Source organism: Acidovorax sp. 99 (assembly GCF_003096455.1).
Lineage (GTDB): Bacteria > Pseudomonadota > Gammaproteobacteria > Burkholderiales > Burkholderiaceae_C > Acidovorax > Acidovorax delafieldii.
The window spans coordinates 1,988,486-2,005,322 of sequence record NZ_QEKU01000001.1; the positions used below are offsets into that span (position 1 = coordinate 1,988,486).

Genomic DNA, 16,837 nt, shown 5'->3' on the forward strand with positions numbered 1-16,837 from the left:
CTGCGAAACTGGCGCCGTCAAAAGGTCAGTGTTTTGCAGCGACCCAAGTGCCGTAGAAGCTGGGGCGGCCCACTGCCTCAAACTCCACACCCTTCACCGAAGGCGCACCCGCAAAGGCCTGCGGCTCTTCGAACACCGGGATCACATAGGCCTGGTCGATCAGGTAGTTCTGCACGTCGGCCGTGAACGCGAGCCGCTTGGCCGGATCGGTCTCGGCAGCAATGGCTTCGAGCAAGCCGTTGAGCTTCGTGTCTTCGAACGACTTGACCTTGCTGCTCACCCCACCCTTTTGCAGCAGCACGTTGCGGTTGGTGGGGTAGTAGTTGCTCTTGATCACGTCGGGGTCGGCGCGGCCCACCATGCCGGGGGCGACAGGGGTCTTTTCAGGATCGAGGCTGTCCACGGTGCGGCTGCCAGAGTCGCCCGCCAGCACGTTGAGCTTGACGCCCACCTTGGCCCACTGCTGGGCCACGAGCTGCAGGGTTTCTTTGTTCTGTGGCTGCGGCAGCGACTCGTACGCGGCCAGCACCAGCTCCTTGCCGTCCTTCTCGCGCAGGCCGTTGGCATTGAGTTTCCAGCCGGCGTCATCCAGCAATTGTTTGGCCTTGGCCTCGTCGTAACCCAGCTTGGCCGACAGGTTCACATAGCCCAGGGCCGTGGACGCGATGACCGATGTGGCCTGCGGGTAGTTGGCCGAGAACAGGGTGTGCACGATCTCCTTCGTGTTGGTGGCATGCAGCAGCGCCTGGCGCACCTTCACATCAGCCACCAGCGCGTTGTCCGGGCGAAAGACCACGCTGTTGTTCACGCCGCGCGTGGAGGGCGCGTAGATGGCGAACTTCTGGTCGAGCACGCGCTTTTCGTCATAGGCCTGCACCTGGCGGATGAAGCCCGCCTGGCCCGACAGCAGCGCACCGATGCGCACGCTGTCCTCGGGCGTGACGATGAGCTTGATCTCGTCGAGGCGCGCACGGCCCTGGTGGGCGTGCTTGGCGGGGCCCCATGCGTAGTCCTTGCGGGCGGTGAGCGTGAGCTCCTTGCCCAGCGTCTCGGCCGTCACTACAAAGGGGCCGGAGCCGATGATCTTGGTCGCATCGCCCAGCTCTTCAAACGGCCGTGCCAGCGTGGCCAGCGACACCAGGCCCGAGCCGATGACGGACGTGCCCTGCAGGAAGCCGGGCGATGGCTTCTTGAAGTAGAACTTGACGGTGAGCGGGTCCACCACCTCACTGCGCTCGTAGTTGTTGATGACTTCGGACACGGGCAGCTTGAGCTCCTTGTTGCCCAGACCGTAGGTGTCGTAGTTCCTGGCCACGGCGACGGCATCCAGCGGGGTGCCGTCCGAGAAGGTCACGCCTTTCTTCAGCTTGAAGGTGTACTCGGTGGCGGTAGGGTTGACCTCCCACGACTCGGCGATCCAGGGCTGGATCTCCAGCGTCTTGGGGTCCTGGTAGGTGAGCTTGTCGGTGATCTGGTTGAGGATGCCGCCGTTCGGATAGAAGCCACCCGCCGGTGGGTAAAGGTTGGTGTGCGCCTGCTGCTCCAGGTACACCAGCGTGCCGCCCTGCACGGGTTGGTCGGTGGCGGCACCGGTGGAAGCGGCTGGCTCGCTGGCCTGCTTGGAGCAGCCCGCCACCAGCACGCCCAGCGCCAGCGCAGACGCACCCCACACCCTCCATCCCATTGATTTCTTCAGAGAAAACACGTTCGTACCTCGTCGCCGGACCGGCATTGACAGACCATGAAACACCAGCCCCAAAGTGGACCGATTCATGTGTATGCATGCTATCGACGCACCATCCAAACGTGCACCTATTACGTAGCATGCATATTCGGAAAACGACGAAGCAGGCCGCAGAACGCAGCCCCGCCAGGCATATCTGAAACCCGCATATGCGAGCGCAGTTTTGTTTGTTTCCAGCGCGGGTGTGGCCCCGAACAATGCATGTGCGACGCCGCTTTACTCACGCCCGATGTCCGGGCGCGGAAGGCGTTGGAAAGAACATCCATGCCCCATTCGAATAGCCACCTCAACGACTACCTGGCTGAAAAGCGTGCCGCCGTGCTCGCGCGCAATGCCGCCATCGACGCAGGCACTGCACAACCGGCCGCCCTGCAGGCGCGCGTGAGCGCCGAGGGCCGCAGCGGCGTGCGCCGCATCCGCATCCGCGACCACCAGGTCATCAGCGACAGCCCGCCCGACTTCGCGGGCTACAACCTGGGACCCAGCTCGCCCGAGTTGCAACTGGGCGTGCTGGGCAGCTGCGTGACACACATCTTCCTGATCCAGGCGGCCTTGCGCCAGGTGCCTTTGACGAGCCTGGAGGTGGAGGTCAGCGGTGTGATCGACCCGCGCGGCGGCAAGCCTGGGCACGAGGCCACGCCCATCTGGCCGCACCACATTGCCTACACGGTGCATATCGAATCGCCCGCCAGCCGGGCCGACATCGACGCGCTGTTTCTGGCGGTCGAGCAGACCTGCCCCATCCTCAACCTGCTGCGCAACCCGCAGAACATTCGCGCCGAAGTGAAGCTGGTGAACTCCGTTGCCTCCGCACCCCTACGCGCCAGCACAGAGGCCGTGGCGGCCTGAACTCGACGAAAGCAACAAGAAACCCCATGGCATTGACACTCGACCACATCGTGATCGCGGTGAAGGATCTGGAGCAGACCATCACCGACTACCGCGCCCTTGGCTTTAACGTGCTGCAGGGTGGCGAGCACCCGGGCCGGCCCACCTACAACGCGCTGGTCGTGTTGGCCGATGGCGCGTACTTTGAACTCATCGCCTGGCGTTCCCCTTCGCCCGGCGACCGCTGGTGGGAACTGCTGAACCAGCTTGGGGACGGCATCGTGGACTTTGCGCTGCTGCCGCCTGGGACTGCGGCCACCGTGAGCAACGCACAGGCCCGGGGCCTGGCCTACAGCGGCCCGCACGACGGAGGCCGCCTGCGACCCGATGGCGAGCGCCTGCAATGGCAAACAGCCCGCCCGCCGTCGGCCGATCTGCCGTTTCTGTGCGGAGACCTCACGCCTCGCGCGCTGCGTGTGCCCGAGGGCGACGCCCGCGTGCACCCCAACGGCGTACGCGGCGTGCTCAGCCTGTCGATTGCGGTGGAAGACCTCGATGCCAGCCTGGCCCGCTACCGCGCCTTGCTGGGCGAGACACAGGCGGCACACATTGGCACGCCGTTGGTGCTGCCTGGCGCCGGCGCGCGGGTAGCCACCATAGCCCTGGGCACCACCACGCTGGTACTGACGCAGCCAACCCAAAGTGCTGCGCCGCACGCAGCCGGAGCGCAGCAGCTTGCCACGCGTGGCCCCGGGCCGTTTTCCGTGGTACTGGGCACCAGCTCGCCTGCAGCACAGACTGCCCCGGCATGGGGACTGGACCAGACCCACGGAGCAGCCATTGAGTTGGCGGTGGCCTGATAGCGGCTGATCCACGCACTGCCACGACATAAAAAAGGGGAAGTGGGCACAACACCCACTTCCCCTTTTTTGATCGCCACCCGGCTGACAGTGCAGCCGGTGTGCGCTGGCTATCGCCGTTGCGCCGCCAGCCTGCGTACCACGGTCGTGAGGCAGTCGATTTCGTCAAACGTGTTGTAGAACGCCAGCGACGGCCGCACCGTGGTCTCCACGCCAAAGCGGCGCAGGATGGGCTGCGCGCAGTGGTGGCCCGTGCGCACCGCAATGCCCTCCTGGTTGAGCGCCTTGCCGACCTCTTCCGTGGTGTAGCCCGCGAGAACGAAGGACATCACGCTGGCCTTGTGCGCCGCCGTGCCGATCAGGCGGACACCTGGAATGGCGCCCAGCTGCTGCATGCCATACACCAGCAGATCATGCTCGTACTGCGCAATGTTCTCGATGCCCACGCGGTTCACGTAGTCGATGGCGGCCCCCAGGCCCACGGCGTCGGCGATGTTGCCGGTGCCGGCCTCGAACTTGTTGGGGATGGGCTGGAACACCGTCTTCTCGAAGGTCACGTCGGCAATCATGTTGCCGCCGCCCTGCCAGGGTGGCATGTCTTCCAGCACCTCGCGCTTGCCCCAGACCACGCCAATGCCGGTGGGCCCGAACACCTTGTGGCCCGAGAACACGAAGAAGTCGGCACCGATGTCCTGCACGTCCACCCGCATGTGCGAGATGGACTGCGCGCCATCGACCAGCGCCTTGGCCCCTGCGCGGTGCGCCAGGGCCACGATCTCTTTCACGGGCACCACTGTGCCGAGCGCGTTCGACACCTGCGTGACGGACACGATCTTGGTGCGGTCGTTCAGGAGCTTCTGGTATTCATCCAGCAGCACCTGGCCCGAGTCGTCCACCGGGATCACGCGCAGCGTGGCGCCCTTGGCCGCCGCAAGCTGCTGCCAGGGCACGATGTTGGCGTGGTGCTCCAGGTGGCTGACGATGATCTCGTCGCCCTCGCCAATGTGTTGCGCGCCCCAGCTCTTGGCCACGAGGTTGATGGCCTCGGTGGTGCCACGCACAAAAATCACCTCGTTCACATCGGGCGCGTTGATGAAGTTCTTCACGCGCTGGCGGGCGCCTTCGTAGGCGTCCGTGGCACGTGCAGCCAGCTCATGGGCGGCGCGGTGGATGTTCGAGTTTTCGTGCTCGTAAAAGTAGCTGATGCGGTCGATGACCGCCCGGGGCTTGTGCGTGGTGGCCGCGTTGTCGAACCACACCAGCTGCCGGCCATTCACGCGCTCGGAGAGGACGGGAAAGTCGCGGCGGATGGCATGCACGTCGAACGGCGGATGCTGCCCCTGCCCCGCCAGCGGCACCGTGGCGTGCGGCGCGGGCTTGGCCGGGGTGACATAGCCGCTGGGCAACACCACCGCATCGGCAAAGTAGAACTGCGGGGCAGTGCCAGGAGACGCCTGCGCCAAAGATGCGGACGAGGGCGCTGGTGTGCCGCGCAGGTCCACCCCTTGCAGGTTGGCAAACGGCTGGCGGGCCAGCTCGTCGTTGACACGCGTGGGGCCCAGCGCATTGCCTGGCGTGCCGCTGTGGCCACCCGGCGATGGCTGCCCGTGCTGCGGTGACAGGAAGTAGAACGGCGATACACCCGCTGCAGGGTGGTTGCCAGCAGATGCACCGCTGGCACCCGCCGCCTCGGGCACACCCAGCAAGCCACTGCCAAAGCGGGGCTCATAGCCCGGCACGGCAGTGACCACGGTGTCGGGCACGCCGTTGGCGGCGGTGGCGTGGGGCAGCAGGGCGGGTGCGCGGTTCGCCAGCGACAACACGGGCGTGGGCGAGCCCGGCACCACGTTGGCGCCCGGCACCTGCCCTTGCGGGAACGGTGTGCCCGGCACGCTGGGCCCAAAGCCCGCCGGGCTGGCCAGCGGCGAGCCCGCAGGCGCGATATTGACCGGCGCCTGCACACCGGCCGGGCCGGGCGATGCCTGGGCAAAGCTCGGGACTGTGGCCGGTGATGTGGAGGGGGTGCTGGAGGGCAGCTGCGGCGTCTCGCCCGGCCGGGCCGAGAAAAACGCCGTGGCCATCTGTGCCAGCAGCGCCGGGCTGATCGGCGCCTCGGGTGCGTCGGGCACGCCCGCTGAGGTGGAAGGGATGTTGCTCACCGCAGATTACTTGTAGGTGTCGGGGTAGTCGTGGTACTTGTTGACCTCGACGTCATCCAGCACCGCCAGCGCGTCGCTGGTCAGCACCGCCAGCGAGCAGTACAGCGAGATCAGGTAAGACGCGATCGCGTGGTTGTTGATGCCCATGAAACGCACCGACAGGCCGGGGCCCTGCTCGCCCGGCAGGCCCGGCTGAAACAGGCCCACCACACCCTGGCGCTTGTCGCCCACGCGCAGCAGCAGGATCTTGCTCTTGCCATCGGCCACGGGCACCTTGTCCGAAGGGATCAGCGGAATGCCGCGCCAGGTGATGAACTGCGAGCCGAACAGGCTCACTGTGGGTGGTGGTGTGCCACGGCGGGTGGCTTCGCGCCCGAAAGCGGCAATGGCCAGCGGGTGCGCCAGGAAAAACGCGGGCTCTTTCCAGACCTTGGTCAGCAGCTCGTCCAGGTCGTCCGGCGTGGGGGCACCGGTAAGCGGGAAGATGCGCTGCTCTTCCGTCACCTGCGCCAGCAGGCCGTAGTCGGGGTGGTTGATGAGTTCGCTTTCCTGGTTTTCCTTGATCGTCTCGATCGTCAGGCGCAGCTGTTCCTTGATCTGGTCGTGCGGGCTGCTGTACAGGTCCGACACGCGGGTGTGCACGTCAAGCACGGTGCTCACGGCATTCAGGTGGTACTCGCGGGGGTTTTCTTCATAGTCCACAAAGGTGCGTGGGAGCTGGTTCTCCGACTCCTTGGCGGTGCACGCCACCTTGATGGCTTCAGGGTTCTTGACCTTGTTGAGGCGGTAGATGCCCGCCTCCACCGGCACCCACTGCAGCAGGTGGGTCAGCCAGCGGGGACTGATGGTCTCCAGCTGAGGAACGGTCTTGGTTGCATTGGCTAGTTGCCGTGCGGCGCTATCGCCGAGTGCGGTCGTGCCGCCCACTGTTGCCGACATAGTGAAACTCCCTGGGGTAAAAATCAGTGATGGAAAATGGAATGGGCGCAGTGTCCCGTGGCAGGGTGGGCCGCCTCAACAGGCTATAGCCGCCAACTCGATGCCACGCACCAGCTGGGCACGCTGAACAGCCTCGCCCCGCACCACCAGGCCCGAAGCCGCCACGCCCAGCGCACCGGCCAGCTTCTCGACGGTGGCCAGCGAGGCAATCACGCTGCCCCGCTCGATCTCGCCCACATAGGAGCGGTTGAGGTCGGAGTGTTCGGCCAGGCGCTCCTGCGACCAGCCCCGGGCCTCGCGCGACTGGCGCACTGCGATCCCAAAACCCTGGACCAGCGTGCTCATAGCGCAGCCCCCGCCAGCACGGAGGCAAAACGGCCCGACTCCAGTGAGCTGGCCTGGGTGACATTGCCGCCGGCCGGCACGTCGTGCGTGAGCCAGACGTTGCCGCCGATGACGGCGCCCCGGCCCAGCGTGACGCGGCCCAGGATGGTGGCCCCTGCATAGATCACCACGTCGTCTTCCACCACCGGGTGGCGCGGCAAGCCCTTTTGCAGGTGGCCTTCGGCATCGGTGGGAAAACGCTTGGCGCCCAGCGTGACCGCCTGGTAGACCCGCACGCGCTGGCCGATGACGGCGGTCTCGCCAATCACCACACCCGTGCCGTGGTCGATGAAAAATCCCGCTCCAATCTGCGCGCCGGGGTGGATGTCAATGCCGGTTTCGCTGTGCGCCAGCTCGGCCACGATGCGCGCCAGCAGAGGCAAGCCCAGCTGGTACAGCCGATGTGCCAGGCGGTGGTGGATCATGGCCAGGATGCCGGGGTAGCACAGCAGCACTTCGTCCACACTGCGGGCCGCCGGGTCGCCCTGGTAGGCCGCCAGCACATCGCTGTCGAGCAGGCGGCGGATGGCGGGCAGCGACTGCGCAAACGCCTGGGCCGACTGGCGTGCCTGGGCTTCCGCATCCGATCCGTCCAGCGCCTGGCGGCGGGCGCTGTAGCGCAGCTCCAGACCGATCTGTACATGCAGTGCATGCAAGGCGCTGTCCAGCGTGTGGGCGACGTAGAAGTCTTCGCTCTCCTGGCGCAGGTCGTAAGGGCCCAGCCGCATGGGAAAAAGCGCGCCCTTGAGCTGGTGCACCACCTGGGCCAGCGCGTCGCGTGAGGGAAACTCGCGCTCGCCTGCATCCTGCAAGCGGTTGTGCGCATCGCGCCACTCGCGCCGGGCCGCGCTCAACGACTGCGCGATCTGTTCAATGTCAAAAAGGGCCATGGGTTTCACACCGGTCGAACCGGTTCATCCAGTCTGCAAAGTTCGGGAGGTCCGCGCGCCGCTCTTCAGTCCTGCACCCATGGCAGGTTGTGAAAGCGCCATCCATCGCCACCGCCGCGGTGCTGTTGGGCATCGAGCTCGCCTTCGAAGCCTTCGAGCACGTTGAACACATGGCGGAACCCCGCTGCTGCGGCTGCCTCGGCCGCCAGCACCGAACGCTTGCCGCTGCGGCACAGCAGCAGCGCCACGGCGTCTTTGCCACCGTCCTTGGCCAGCCGGGCCTCCAGCTCGCGCACAAAACGCGGGTTGCGCGTGAGCGCCGTGCCCGTCGCCCAGGCCACATGCTGGCTGCCGGGCACATGGCCCACAAACTTGCGCTCTTCGGCCGAACGCACGTCCACCAGCACGGCCTGGCCCGATTGCACCAGCGCCCACGCTACGGGCGGGCGCACGCCACCGGCGTAGTTCAGCCCCTGGGCAGCGGCATCTGCGCGGGCAGCCTCCAGGGCTTCGGGCAAGGTGATCTCAAGGGCATCGGCGGACATGGACAGGGTCTCCTGGAACGTGCGGGTAAAGCGGTTTTGGATGGGGATAGCCACCAATCTATGCCGTGGTCAGCCAAAACCAAACGAATAAAAATCGTTTTCTTTACAACCAAATCATCTGACGGGAGATGCAAAGACCAAAAGAAGGAGACCAGGCGTGCCGCGCGCCCTGCGGAGCAAGGGCTCGCCTGCATGGGGCTTGCGCCTCCCGCACGGAGCCAGGGGAGCCAACGCGCCGAGGCGGCGCACGCCCCACCAGGGCGTGCAGGGCAAGGGGTGTTGGAGGTGTGGGGTGCCCGTCAATGAGAGCTGCGGACTGGGGGCCTGGGCTGGCGCGTGGATGCGATCACGCACAGAACCCGCGAGCGTGGGTCGTGCGCACGCCCCGCTCACAAGCGAGAAAGAGCGGGGCCGATGCCGGCCACGCCAGTCAAAGAATCACCGGCTTGCGCCAGCAGTTAAAGGTGGCTTATCCAGATGCACGGCCGTTTGCGCTGCGGACCGATGCCGCGCCGATGGCAAGGCTCCGCAACGAGCGTGCCCTTGAGGAAAGCGTTTGCGCCTGCAGCAGCCACGCACAGTGCGTGGCGTGCAGGCGCAGAGATGGCAGGGCGCTCAGGACGGCCGCTTCATCTGGCAGGACGTCGGCTGGGCGCTGATGTAGTTGTCCCAGGCCACTTCGGAGCGGAAGCCGTAGCCGGTTTTCTCCGCGTCGTACTTCACGCCCTTGCTGCCCTGCTTGGCCCAGATGCCCAGGTACAGCGGGGCTTCAAGCTGGTGGTCGGTCTTGCGCATGCGTACCTCGCCCATGGGGCTCTTGTAGGTCATGCCTTCCAGGGCCAGGGCCACCTTCTTGGCGTCGGTGGACTGGGCCTTGCGCATGGCTTCGCGCAGCATGTGCACGCTGTTCCAGTGGGCGGCAAACACAAAGTCTTCACCGGTCTTCTTCTTGTAGTCCACGTAGATCTTTTCGAGCTCGGGGGTGGGGGCGTTGTGCACCCAGTTCCAGATCACCCCGACCTTGCCTTCGCCCCAGGGCCCGATCTGCGCGGGCGTGCCGGGGTTGTTGGCATTGAGCGTGAAGTAGTTGATGTTCAGGCCATAGTCGCGCGAGGACTTGAACAGCAGTGTGAGGTCGCTGCCCCAGTTGGAGGTGATGACAGTGTCGGCCTTGGTGGCGGCAATCTTGGCCACGTACGAGGCGAAGTCGCGCGTCTGGGCGATGGGGATGAAGTCATCGCCCACAACCTCGATGTCAGGCCGCTTGCGCGCCAGGTATTCCTTGGCAGCCTTGGAGACCTGGCGGCCGTGGGTGTAGTCCTGGTTGAGCAGGTACACGCGCTTCACGTCCTTGCGGCCTTGCAGGTAGGTGGTCAGCGCTTCCATCTTCATCTCGCTCGACGGATAGAAGCGAAAGTGCCAGAAGCTGCAGCGCTCGTTGGTAAGCTGCGGGTCCATGGCGGCGTAGTTGAGGTACACGGTCGCGCGCTCGGGGTCGCGCTCGGCGAGCTTGTTGAGCGCATCCACCAGCGCCAGCGCCACGCCCGAGCCACCACCCTGGGTGATGTAGCGCACGCCCCGGTCAGTGGCAGCCTTGAGCGCGTTCAGGCTCTCCTGCGGCGTGCCCTTGTTGTCAAAGTCCATCACCTCGAACTTGGGCTCGTTGGGCCCGGCCTTGGCGTTGACCTGCGCCACCACCTCGCGCAGCTGGTTGAGCGAGCTTTGGCCGGTGAGCGCGAACGGGCCGGACAGCAGGTCGATGAAGCCGATCTTCACCGTCTCGGCCGCCCCGGCGTGCGCAGCCATCACCAGCGCTGCGGCGCATGCGCCGGCCTTGAGCCATTGATGAGGCCATTTCCTGGGAACCATGTTCATGTGTGTCTCCGTGGGGTGGGTGGGTAGGAACTGCGTCAATGCGGGGCGATGTCAATCGCCGCCGAACACCGAGCCATGGCGTTGCCGCAGCTCGTTTTTCTGGACCTTGCCGGTGCCGCCCAGCGGCAGGCTTTCGACAAACAGCACTTCGTCGGGCAGCCACCACTTGGCAACACGCTCTGCGAGGAAGTCCAGGATCTGCGCCTTGTCGAGCGACTGGCCGGGCTTGCGCACGATGAAGAGCAGCGGGCGTTCGTCCCACTTGGGGTGCTTGACGCCGATGACAGCGGCCATGGCCACCGCCGGGTGGGCCACGGCGGCGTTCTCCAGATCGATGGAGCTGATCCACTCGCCGCCCGACTTGATCACGTCCTTGGTGCGGTCGCGAATCTGCACCACGCCCTGGGGGCTGATGGTGGCGATGTCGCCGGTGGGGAACCAGCCATCGGCCAGCGCCGAACGCTCGGCCTTGTGGTACCGGTCCACGATCCACTGGCCGCGCACCATCAGCTCGCCCTGCGCCACGCCGTCGCGCGGCAGGCTGGCGCCGTTTTCGTCCACCAGCTTGAGCTCGATGCCGAACACCGACTTGCCCTGCTTGGCGACCAGCGCGTGGCGCTCCTCGGGCGGCAGTTCGGCATCGGCCGCGCCCAGCACGCTCATGGTGGCAATCGCCGTGGTCTCGGTCATGCCCCAGCCGTGGCGCACCTCCACGTCGTACAGGTCGTTGAACTTGGCGATCAGCGCCTTGGGCATGGCCGATCCGCCCACGCCCGTGCGGCGCATGGTGGTGAACCGCAGCTGGTGCTGCTCCACATGCTGGATCAGGCCCATCCAGATGGTGGGAACACCCGCGCTGACGGTGACGCGCTCGGTCTCCATCAGCTCGTACAGGCTGGCGGCGTCCAGGCGCGGGCCGGGCAGCACCAGCTTGGCCCCGCCAATCAGGGCCGCATAGGGCAGGCACCAGGCGTTGATGTGGAACATGGGCACCACGGGCAGGATGGTCTCCCGCGCGCTGATGCTCAGCACGCCCGGCATGCAGGCCGACAGGGCACTGAGCGCCAGCGCCCGGTGCGAATACAGCACGCCCTTGGGGTTGCCGGTGGTGCCCGAGGTGTAGCACAGCGCTGCGCCGGTCTTTTCATCACATTCGGGCCACTCAAAGCGGTCATGCTGGCCGGCCACCAGTGTCTCGTAGGCCTCGACCCCGGGCACCCCTTGCAGGTCGATGGTGCCCAGCGTGTCCGCATCACACAGCGCCACCCAGTGCCGTACGCGGGGGCACGACGCCGCAATGGCGCGCACCAGCGGTGCGAAGGTAGTGTCAAACAGCACCACCTCGTCGTCGGCGTGGTTGACGATGTAGGCCAGCTGCTCGGGGTGCAGGCGCGGGTTGCAGGTGTGTATGACCATGCCGCTGCCGGACACGGCGTAGTACGCCTCCAGGTGGCGGTGGTTGTTCCAGGCCAGCGACCCCACCACGCTGCCAGGGCGCAGGCCCAGCGCCTGCAGAGCGTTGGCCAGCTGCCGGGCGCGCCGGGCCATGTCGGCAAAGCGGTAGCGGTGCAGGCTGCCATTGGTGTCGCGCGAGACGATCTGCTGGTCGCCGTACTGGTTCTCACCGTGCTCGAGGATGGCCGAGACCAGTAACGGCCGATCCATCATGCTGCCGGGCTGCTGCATTGCTGTCGTCTCCTTGAGGTGTGCGCGGTGCTGCATCGCGGCATCCGTGGGATGCCGGTGCAGAGCCCTCTTTGCCGGGGCTGGCGCATCGTCGCAAACAACGCGGGGCGTGCTTGTCTTCTACGTGACTGGAGCGCACAGCACCGCCGTGGTGCACGGACGGGTCACAGGCCCAGCGCTGTGAAAAGCCCGTCCACGCGCGCCTGCACGGCGGCGTCCATGGCCATGGGGCGGCCCCATTCGCGCTGGGTCTCCCCCGGCCACTTGTTCGTGGCATCCATCCCCATCTTGCTGCCCAGGCCGCTGACAGGTGAGGCAAAGTCCAGGTAGTCAATGGGGGTGTGCTCCACCAGCAGCGTGTCGCGCGCTGGGTCCATGCGGGTGGTGATGGCCCAGATCACTTCCTTCCAATCGCGCACGTCCACATCCGCATCCACCACCACGATGAACTTGGTGTACATGAACTGGCGCAGGTGGCTCCACACGCCCATCATCACGCGCCGCGCGTGGCCCGCGTAGGCCTTGCGGATGCTGACCACGGCCATGCGGTAGCTACACCCCTCGGGCGGCAGGTAGAAGTCCACGATCTCGGGGAACTGCTTTTGCAACAGCGGGATGAACAGCTCGTTCATCGCCAGGCCCAGCACGGCGGGTTCGTCGGGCGGCTTGCCGGTGTAGGTGCTGTGGTAGATCGCGTCCTTGCGCAGCGTGATGCGGTCCACGGTGAGCACGGGGAACTCGGCGCATTCGTTGTAGTAGCCGGTGTGGTCGCCATACGGACCCTCCAGCGCGTGCTGCCAGCCGCTCGCGTGGTTGGCATCGGGCTGGATGTGGCCTTCGAGCACGATCTCGGCGGTGGCGGGCACTTGCAACGGCACGCCCAGCGCGGGCGTGACCTCGGTGCGCGCACCGCGCAGCAGGCCCGCAAACTGGTACTCGCTCAAGCTGTCGGGCACGGGCGTGACGGCGCCCAGCAGCGTGGCCGGGTCAGCCCCCAGCGCCACGGCCACGGGGTAGGGCTGGCCGGGGTGCTGGGCGCAGTGGTCGGCAAAGTCGAGCGCGCCGCCCCGGTGGGCCAGCCAGCGCACGATGACCTGGTTGCGCGAGAGCACCTGCTGGCGGTAGATGCCCAGGTTCTGCCGGGCCTTGCGCGGGCCGCGCGTGATGGTCAGACCCCAGGTGATGAGCGGGGCCACGTCGCCGGGCCAGCAGTGCTGCACGGGCAGGCGGGCCAGGTCGACATCGGGCCCTTCCCACACCTCCTGCTGGCTGGGTGCGCCGCGCGCCACGGTGTGCGGCGCCATGTTCCACAGGGTCTTGAGCAGCTGGCCCATGCCCAGCATGTCCTTGAAGCCCTTGGGCGCCTCGGGCTCCTTGAGGGTGGCCAGCAGTTCGCCCAGGGCGCGCACGCCGTGCAGGTCGGGCACGCCCATGGCGCGGGTCACGCGCTCGGGTGTGCCGAACAGGTTGGTCAGCACCGGCATGCGGTGCCCCGTGGGCTGGGTGAACAGCAGCGCCGGGCCGCCTGCGCGCAGCACGCGGTCGCTGAGCGCAGTCATCTCCAGGTGGGGCGAGACGGGCTCCGCCACACGGCGCAGGTCGCCCGTCGCTTCGAGCTGGGCCATGAAGTCGCGCAGGTCGCTGTAGGCCATGTCAGGTTCAGGATTTGAATGAAATCGGCTGGTAGCGCAGGTATTGATTGCCCTAGCAGCTATAAATTAAGGAGCATTCAGCTCCAGACCCTGCCACCGGGGCGCCAGGGCGTGCGGCACATCCATGAGGTCGAGCACGCGCGCCACGCTGTAGTCCACCACCTCGCCCACGGTCTGCGGGCGCAGGTAGAAGGCGGGCAGCGGCGGACAGATGATGCCGCCCATCTCGGTCACGGACACCATGTTGCGCAGGTGCGTGAGGTGCAGGGGCGACTCGCGCACCATCAGCACCAGTCGGCGGCGCTCCTTGAGGGCCACGTCGGCCGCGCGCGTGAGCAGGTTGTCAGCCAGCCCATGCGCTATGGCAGCCAGCGTGCGCATGGAGCAGGGCGCGACCACCATGGCATGGCACTGGAACGAGCCGCTGGCGATGGCCGCGCCCACGTTGGCCACGTCGTGCACGCGGTGGGCCAGGGCCTCGACGGCAGGGCGGTCCATGTCCAGCTCGTGCTGCAGGTTGCGCCAGCCGGCGTCGGAGACGACCAGGTGGGTCTCGATGCCGCTTTGGCCTTGCAGCACCTGCAGCAGGCGCGCGCCGTACACGGCGCCGCTGGCGCCCGAGATCGCGACGATGATGCGGCGGGTGTGGGCAGCATCAGCCATGCGAGGGCTCCACCACAGAAGGGCGCCGCAGGGGCTGGGCCCGCTGGTCGGCCTCCACCTGCTCCAACACCAGCGTGGCCTGCACGGGGTCAAAGTCTTCGTGCGCGCGTTTTTTCACGCCGTATTGCTGCAGCTGGTAATGCCGGTCGGCTGCGATGCCGTGGCGCGCGAGCGTGCTTTTGACGCAGACCAGCGGGCAGCCGTCGAGCGCGATGATGGGCCGGCCCGAGCGCACGGTCTTCATCAGGTGCGGCACGTCGCCGCCCACCCCCGCGATGCACGACATCTCGGCCACGCCGCGCCGGTCGAGCTGCAGCGCCACGTGGTTGGCCAGCTGCGCGGCGCTGGAGCAGCCGGAGCAGGAATAGACCAAGGGGTGGTTCTGGGGATGGGTGTCGGTGGTCATGCTCACCCTCCGTTGCGTGGTGTCGGGTCCAGGCGGCGGCGCAGGTGGCCCAGCACCTGGCGCGGCGCCAGCTTGTGGACCCACTGGCGCGGGTCCAGCACGGGCAGCTCGATCGCATCGAGCGCGTTCTTCACCACCAGGCCCAGCTCGGTGTCGCCCTCCATCGACAGACGGCGGCTGAAGAACAGCGTGTCGGGGTCTTGCTGGCGCTGGGCCAGCAGCAAAAAATCATGGGCCGTAGCGCTCAGCGTGACATCGGCCACCTGCGGCGGCACCAGCGGTGCATGGGGGGCGAAGCGCTGGCCTGTCCAGGCAAAGTCGAACGCCACGCGCGCATCGCGCACCTGCACCCGCATCTTCTTGTGCAGCAGCACCTGGCCCACGTCCGCAGGCAGGTGCCGCGCCAGCGCCAGGTTGAGCGCGGTTACCAGCAGCTGCGAGCCAGGGTAGGCGGGCAGGCGCGCCAGCACAGCGCCCACGGGCGCAGGAACGACCAGGGGGAAAGGAAGGGGAGAAGCCGCCATGAGACAGAAGGGCCCTCAGGCCACGTAGAAAAACACGGTGAAAAAGTGGCAGACGCTGCCGCCCAGCACAAACAGGTGCCACAGCCCGTGGCCGTGGCGCACGCGGTGGTCCAGCGCATAAAAGACGATGCCCAGCGTGTAGCAGGCACCGCCCGCCAGCAGCCAGGCAAACCCGGCTGGCGTGAGCGCCTGCCACAGCGGCACCACGGCCACCAGCGCCAGCCAGCCCATGAGCACATAGATGACCAGCGACAGCACGCGTGCACCCCGTGCCCACCAGATCTCTTGCGCAATGCCCAGCAGGGCCAGCCCCCACACCACGCCCAGCAGCGACCAACCCCAGGCGCCGCGCAGCGACACCAGCGCAAACGGCGTGTAGCTGCCCGCAATCAGCAGATAGATGCTGCAGTGGTCCAGCTTTTGAAGCACGGCCTTGATGGTGCGCCGGCGCACGCTGTGGTACGCGGTGGAGGCCGCGTACAGCGCCACCAGCATGGCGCCGTAGATGCTGAACGCCACCACCTTCCACGGGTCGCCCAGGCGTGCCGCGAGGGTGATGAGCACGGCCGTGCCTGCCGTGGCGAGCAGGGCACCCACCAGGTGGCTGATGCTGTTGAAACGTTCTCCGGGGTACATGGTGATCTGCCTTGTGGTTACGGGTGCATGGAGGGCTGAGCGGCTGCACCGCCCGCCGCGCCGTGCATCCCCTGCTCCAGCCCCGGGCGCCCGAACCAGTAGCCATTGCAGGGCAGATCGGGCATGAAGGGCTGCATGCGCTCCACAAAGTCGGGGGTCTTTTCAGCAGTCTCTTGCGCAAGCACTGCGCGGCGGGCTTCGTCAAACGCGGCGATCACCTGCGCCATGTGCTGCGCCTGCGGGCTCAGCCGCACCACGTCCACGCCCTGGGCCTGCATCGCCGCCAGCTCGTTGGCCAGGTTGTAGACGCGCGCCGATTGCGTTTGTGTGCCGTTGAGCACCAGAAAGCCCTCGCCCTCGCGCGTGCGCAGCGGCAGGCCGTCGGCGTGTTGCAGGCAGCTGAACTGGCAGTCGTCCTTGGGCAGGTTGCGGTGGCGGGCGGTGAAGCAGCGCGCCGAATAGGCCAGGGGCATGCGGCCGTAGGCAAACACCTCGGTCTCGATGCCTGCGGGCCGCTGCGCCAGCACAGCAGCGAGCGCGTCCTGCGACATCTCCAGCGGCATCACCCAGCGCGTGGCGCCCCGTTGCGCCATCCATTGCAACGAGGGCGCGTTGTACAGGTTCAGGTGCGGTCCGGCCACAAAGGCCTGCGGCCCGGCGGGTGCACGCGCAAGGCAGCTCACGGCCCCCATGTCATTGGCCTCGACCAGAAACTCGCCATTGCCCGTGATCTTGTGCATCACGCCCACGTCGGCGCTGGACTCGATGAGCACCTGGCTGGACAAGACCGCCTCCTTGCCCGCGTCCCGCAGCATGCGCGCCAGCGCCAGCCAATCGGCCAGGCGCAGCTCATGGCGGCGCGAGCACACCGTCTCTCCCAGGTACACCACATCCACGGGCGTGGCGGCCATGGCCTCGTAGAACGCGAACACGGTGTCGCGGGGCCAGTAGTACAGCAGCGGGCCGAGAGAGAGTTTCATGGGGCGGTCTCCGGGGGTTTGATCGTGGGATCCAGACGCTAGTAGCGGCTCACAAACCTCAGCGAA

General features: G+C 66.9%; 16 protein-coding genes. 2 read left to right on the forward strand and 14 right to left on the reverse strand.

Translation table 11 applies throughout. The features are described 5' to 3' along the window. Positions 1 to 25 precede the first annotated feature (25 nt). Positions 26 to 1,684 carry a TIGR04028 family ABC transporter substrate-binding protein gene (locus C8C95_RS09325; RefSeq protein WP_243415664.1) on the reverse strand — a complete coding sequence of 553 codons (1,659 nt, stop codon included), beginning with the start codon at positions 1,682 to 1,684 and terminating at the stop codon, positions 26 to 28. A 324-nt stretch (positions 1,685 to 2,008) separates the two neighbouring features. Here C8C95_RS09325 and C8C95_RS09330 point away from each other — a divergent pair, with 324 nt between their 5' ends. Both C8C95_RS09330 and C8C95_RS09335 read left to right on the forward strand, forming a co-directional pair. Further along, positions 2,009 to 2,593 (forward strand): OsmC family protein, encoded by a 585-nt coding sequence (locus C8C95_RS09330; RefSeq protein ID WP_116748395.1) that lies wholly within the window; start codon positions 2,009 to 2,011, stop codon positions 2,591 to 2,593. Positions 2,594 to 2,619: 26 nt separating this feature from the next. Next, entirely contained in the window at positions 2,620 to 3,432 is an 813-nt protein-coding gene (locus C8C95_RS09335; protein WP_116748396.1) for a VOC family protein, read from the forward strand. 110 nt (positions 3,433 to 3,542) lie between these two features. On the opposite strand, the gene C8C95_RS09340 is transcribed toward C8C95_RS09335, so the two are convergent. The 13 genes from C8C95_RS09340 to C8C95_RS09400 form a co-directional block, all read right to left on the reverse strand. Further along, positions 3,543 to 5,591, reverse strand: coding sequence for a family 2A encapsulin nanocompartment cargo protein cysteine desulfurase (locus C8C95_RS09340; RefSeq protein WP_116748397.1), 2,049 nt, complete (start codon positions 5,589 to 5,591; stop codon positions 3,543 to 3,545). 6 nt (positions 5,592 to 5,597) lie between these two features. After that, a complete protein-coding gene (locus C8C95_RS09345) occupies positions 5,598 to 6,530 on the reverse strand; it encodes a family 2A encapsulin nanocompartment shell protein (protein WP_056742658.1) in 933 nt (310 codons plus the stop codon). Between the two features lie 75 nt (positions 6,531 to 6,605). Continuing rightward, positions 6,606 to 6,875 carry a helix-turn-helix transcriptional regulator gene (locus tag C8C95_RS09350; protein WP_056742656.1) on the reverse strand — a complete coding sequence of 90 codons (270 nt, stop codon included), beginning with the start codon at positions 6,873 to 6,875 and terminating at the stop codon, positions 6,606 to 6,608. Then, positions 6,872 to 7,804 carry a serine O-acetyltransferase EpsC gene (epsC, locus tag C8C95_RS09355; protein WP_116748398.1) on the reverse strand — a complete coding sequence of 311 codons (933 nt, stop codon included), beginning with the start codon at positions 7,802 to 7,804 and terminating at the stop codon, positions 6,872 to 6,874. The genes C8C95_RS09350 and epsC overlap by 4 nt, the downstream gene beginning before the upstream one ends. A 65-nt stretch (positions 7,805 to 7,869) precedes the next feature. Further along, a complete protein-coding gene (locus C8C95_RS09360; protein WP_116750212.1) occupies positions 7,870 to 8,349 on the reverse strand; it encodes a rhodanese-like domain-containing protein in 480 nt (159 codons plus the stop codon). A gap of 615 nt (positions 8,350 to 8,964) precedes the next feature. Continuing rightward, positions 8,965 to 10,224: a branched-chain amino acid ABC transporter substrate-binding protein gene (locus tag C8C95_RS09365; protein WP_082564848.1), complete on the reverse strand. Its 1,260-nt coding sequence runs from the start codon at positions 10,222 to 10,224 to the stop codon at positions 8,965 to 8,967. A gap of 51 nt (positions 10,225 to 10,275) precedes the next feature. Beyond that, positions 10,276 to 11,910: a long-chain-fatty-acid--CoA ligase gene (locus tag C8C95_RS09370; RefSeq protein WP_116748399.1), complete on the reverse strand. Its 1,635-nt coding sequence runs from the start codon at positions 11,908 to 11,910 to the stop codon at positions 10,276 to 10,278. Positions 11,911 to 12,074: 164 nt separating this feature from the next. Next, positions 12,075 to 13,562 carry a 4-hydroxy-3-polyprenylbenzoate decarboxylase gene (ubiD, locus tag C8C95_RS09375; RefSeq protein ID WP_116748400.1) on the reverse strand — a complete coding sequence of 496 codons (1,488 nt, stop codon included), beginning with the start codon at positions 13,560 to 13,562 and terminating at the stop codon, positions 12,075 to 12,077. A gap of 66 nt (positions 13,563 to 13,628) precedes the next feature. Then, on the reverse strand, positions 13,629 to 14,225 hold the full coding sequence (locus C8C95_RS09380; RefSeq protein WP_116748401.1) for a UbiX family flavin prenyltransferase: 597 nt from the start codon (positions 14,223 to 14,225) through the stop codon (positions 13,629 to 13,631). Next, positions 14,218 to 14,631 (reverse strand): putative zinc-binding protein, encoded by a 414-nt coding sequence (locus C8C95_RS09385; RefSeq protein ID WP_110960691.1) that lies wholly within the window; start codon positions 14,629 to 14,631, stop codon positions 14,218 to 14,220. The genes C8C95_RS09380 and C8C95_RS09385 overlap by 8 nt, the downstream gene beginning before the upstream one ends. Positions 14,632 to 14,633: 2 nt before the next feature. Continuing rightward, a complete protein-coding gene (locus tag C8C95_RS09390; protein WP_099731704.1) occupies positions 14,634 to 15,155 on the reverse strand; it encodes an SCP2 sterol-binding domain-containing protein in 522 nt (173 codons plus the stop codon). A gap of 15 nt (positions 15,156 to 15,170) precedes the next feature. Next, on the reverse strand, positions 15,171 to 15,791 hold the full coding sequence (locus C8C95_RS09395) for a hemolysin III family protein (RefSeq protein WP_056056758.1): 621 nt from the start codon (positions 15,789 to 15,791) through the stop codon (positions 15,171 to 15,173). 17 nt (positions 15,792 to 15,808) lie between these two features. Then, positions 15,809 to 16,771, reverse strand: a complete 963-nt coding sequence (locus C8C95_RS09400) for a U32 family peptidase (protein ID WP_116748402.1) — start codon at positions 16,769 to 16,771, stop codon at positions 15,809 to 15,811. Positions 16,772 to 16,837: the final 66 nt, after the last annotated feature.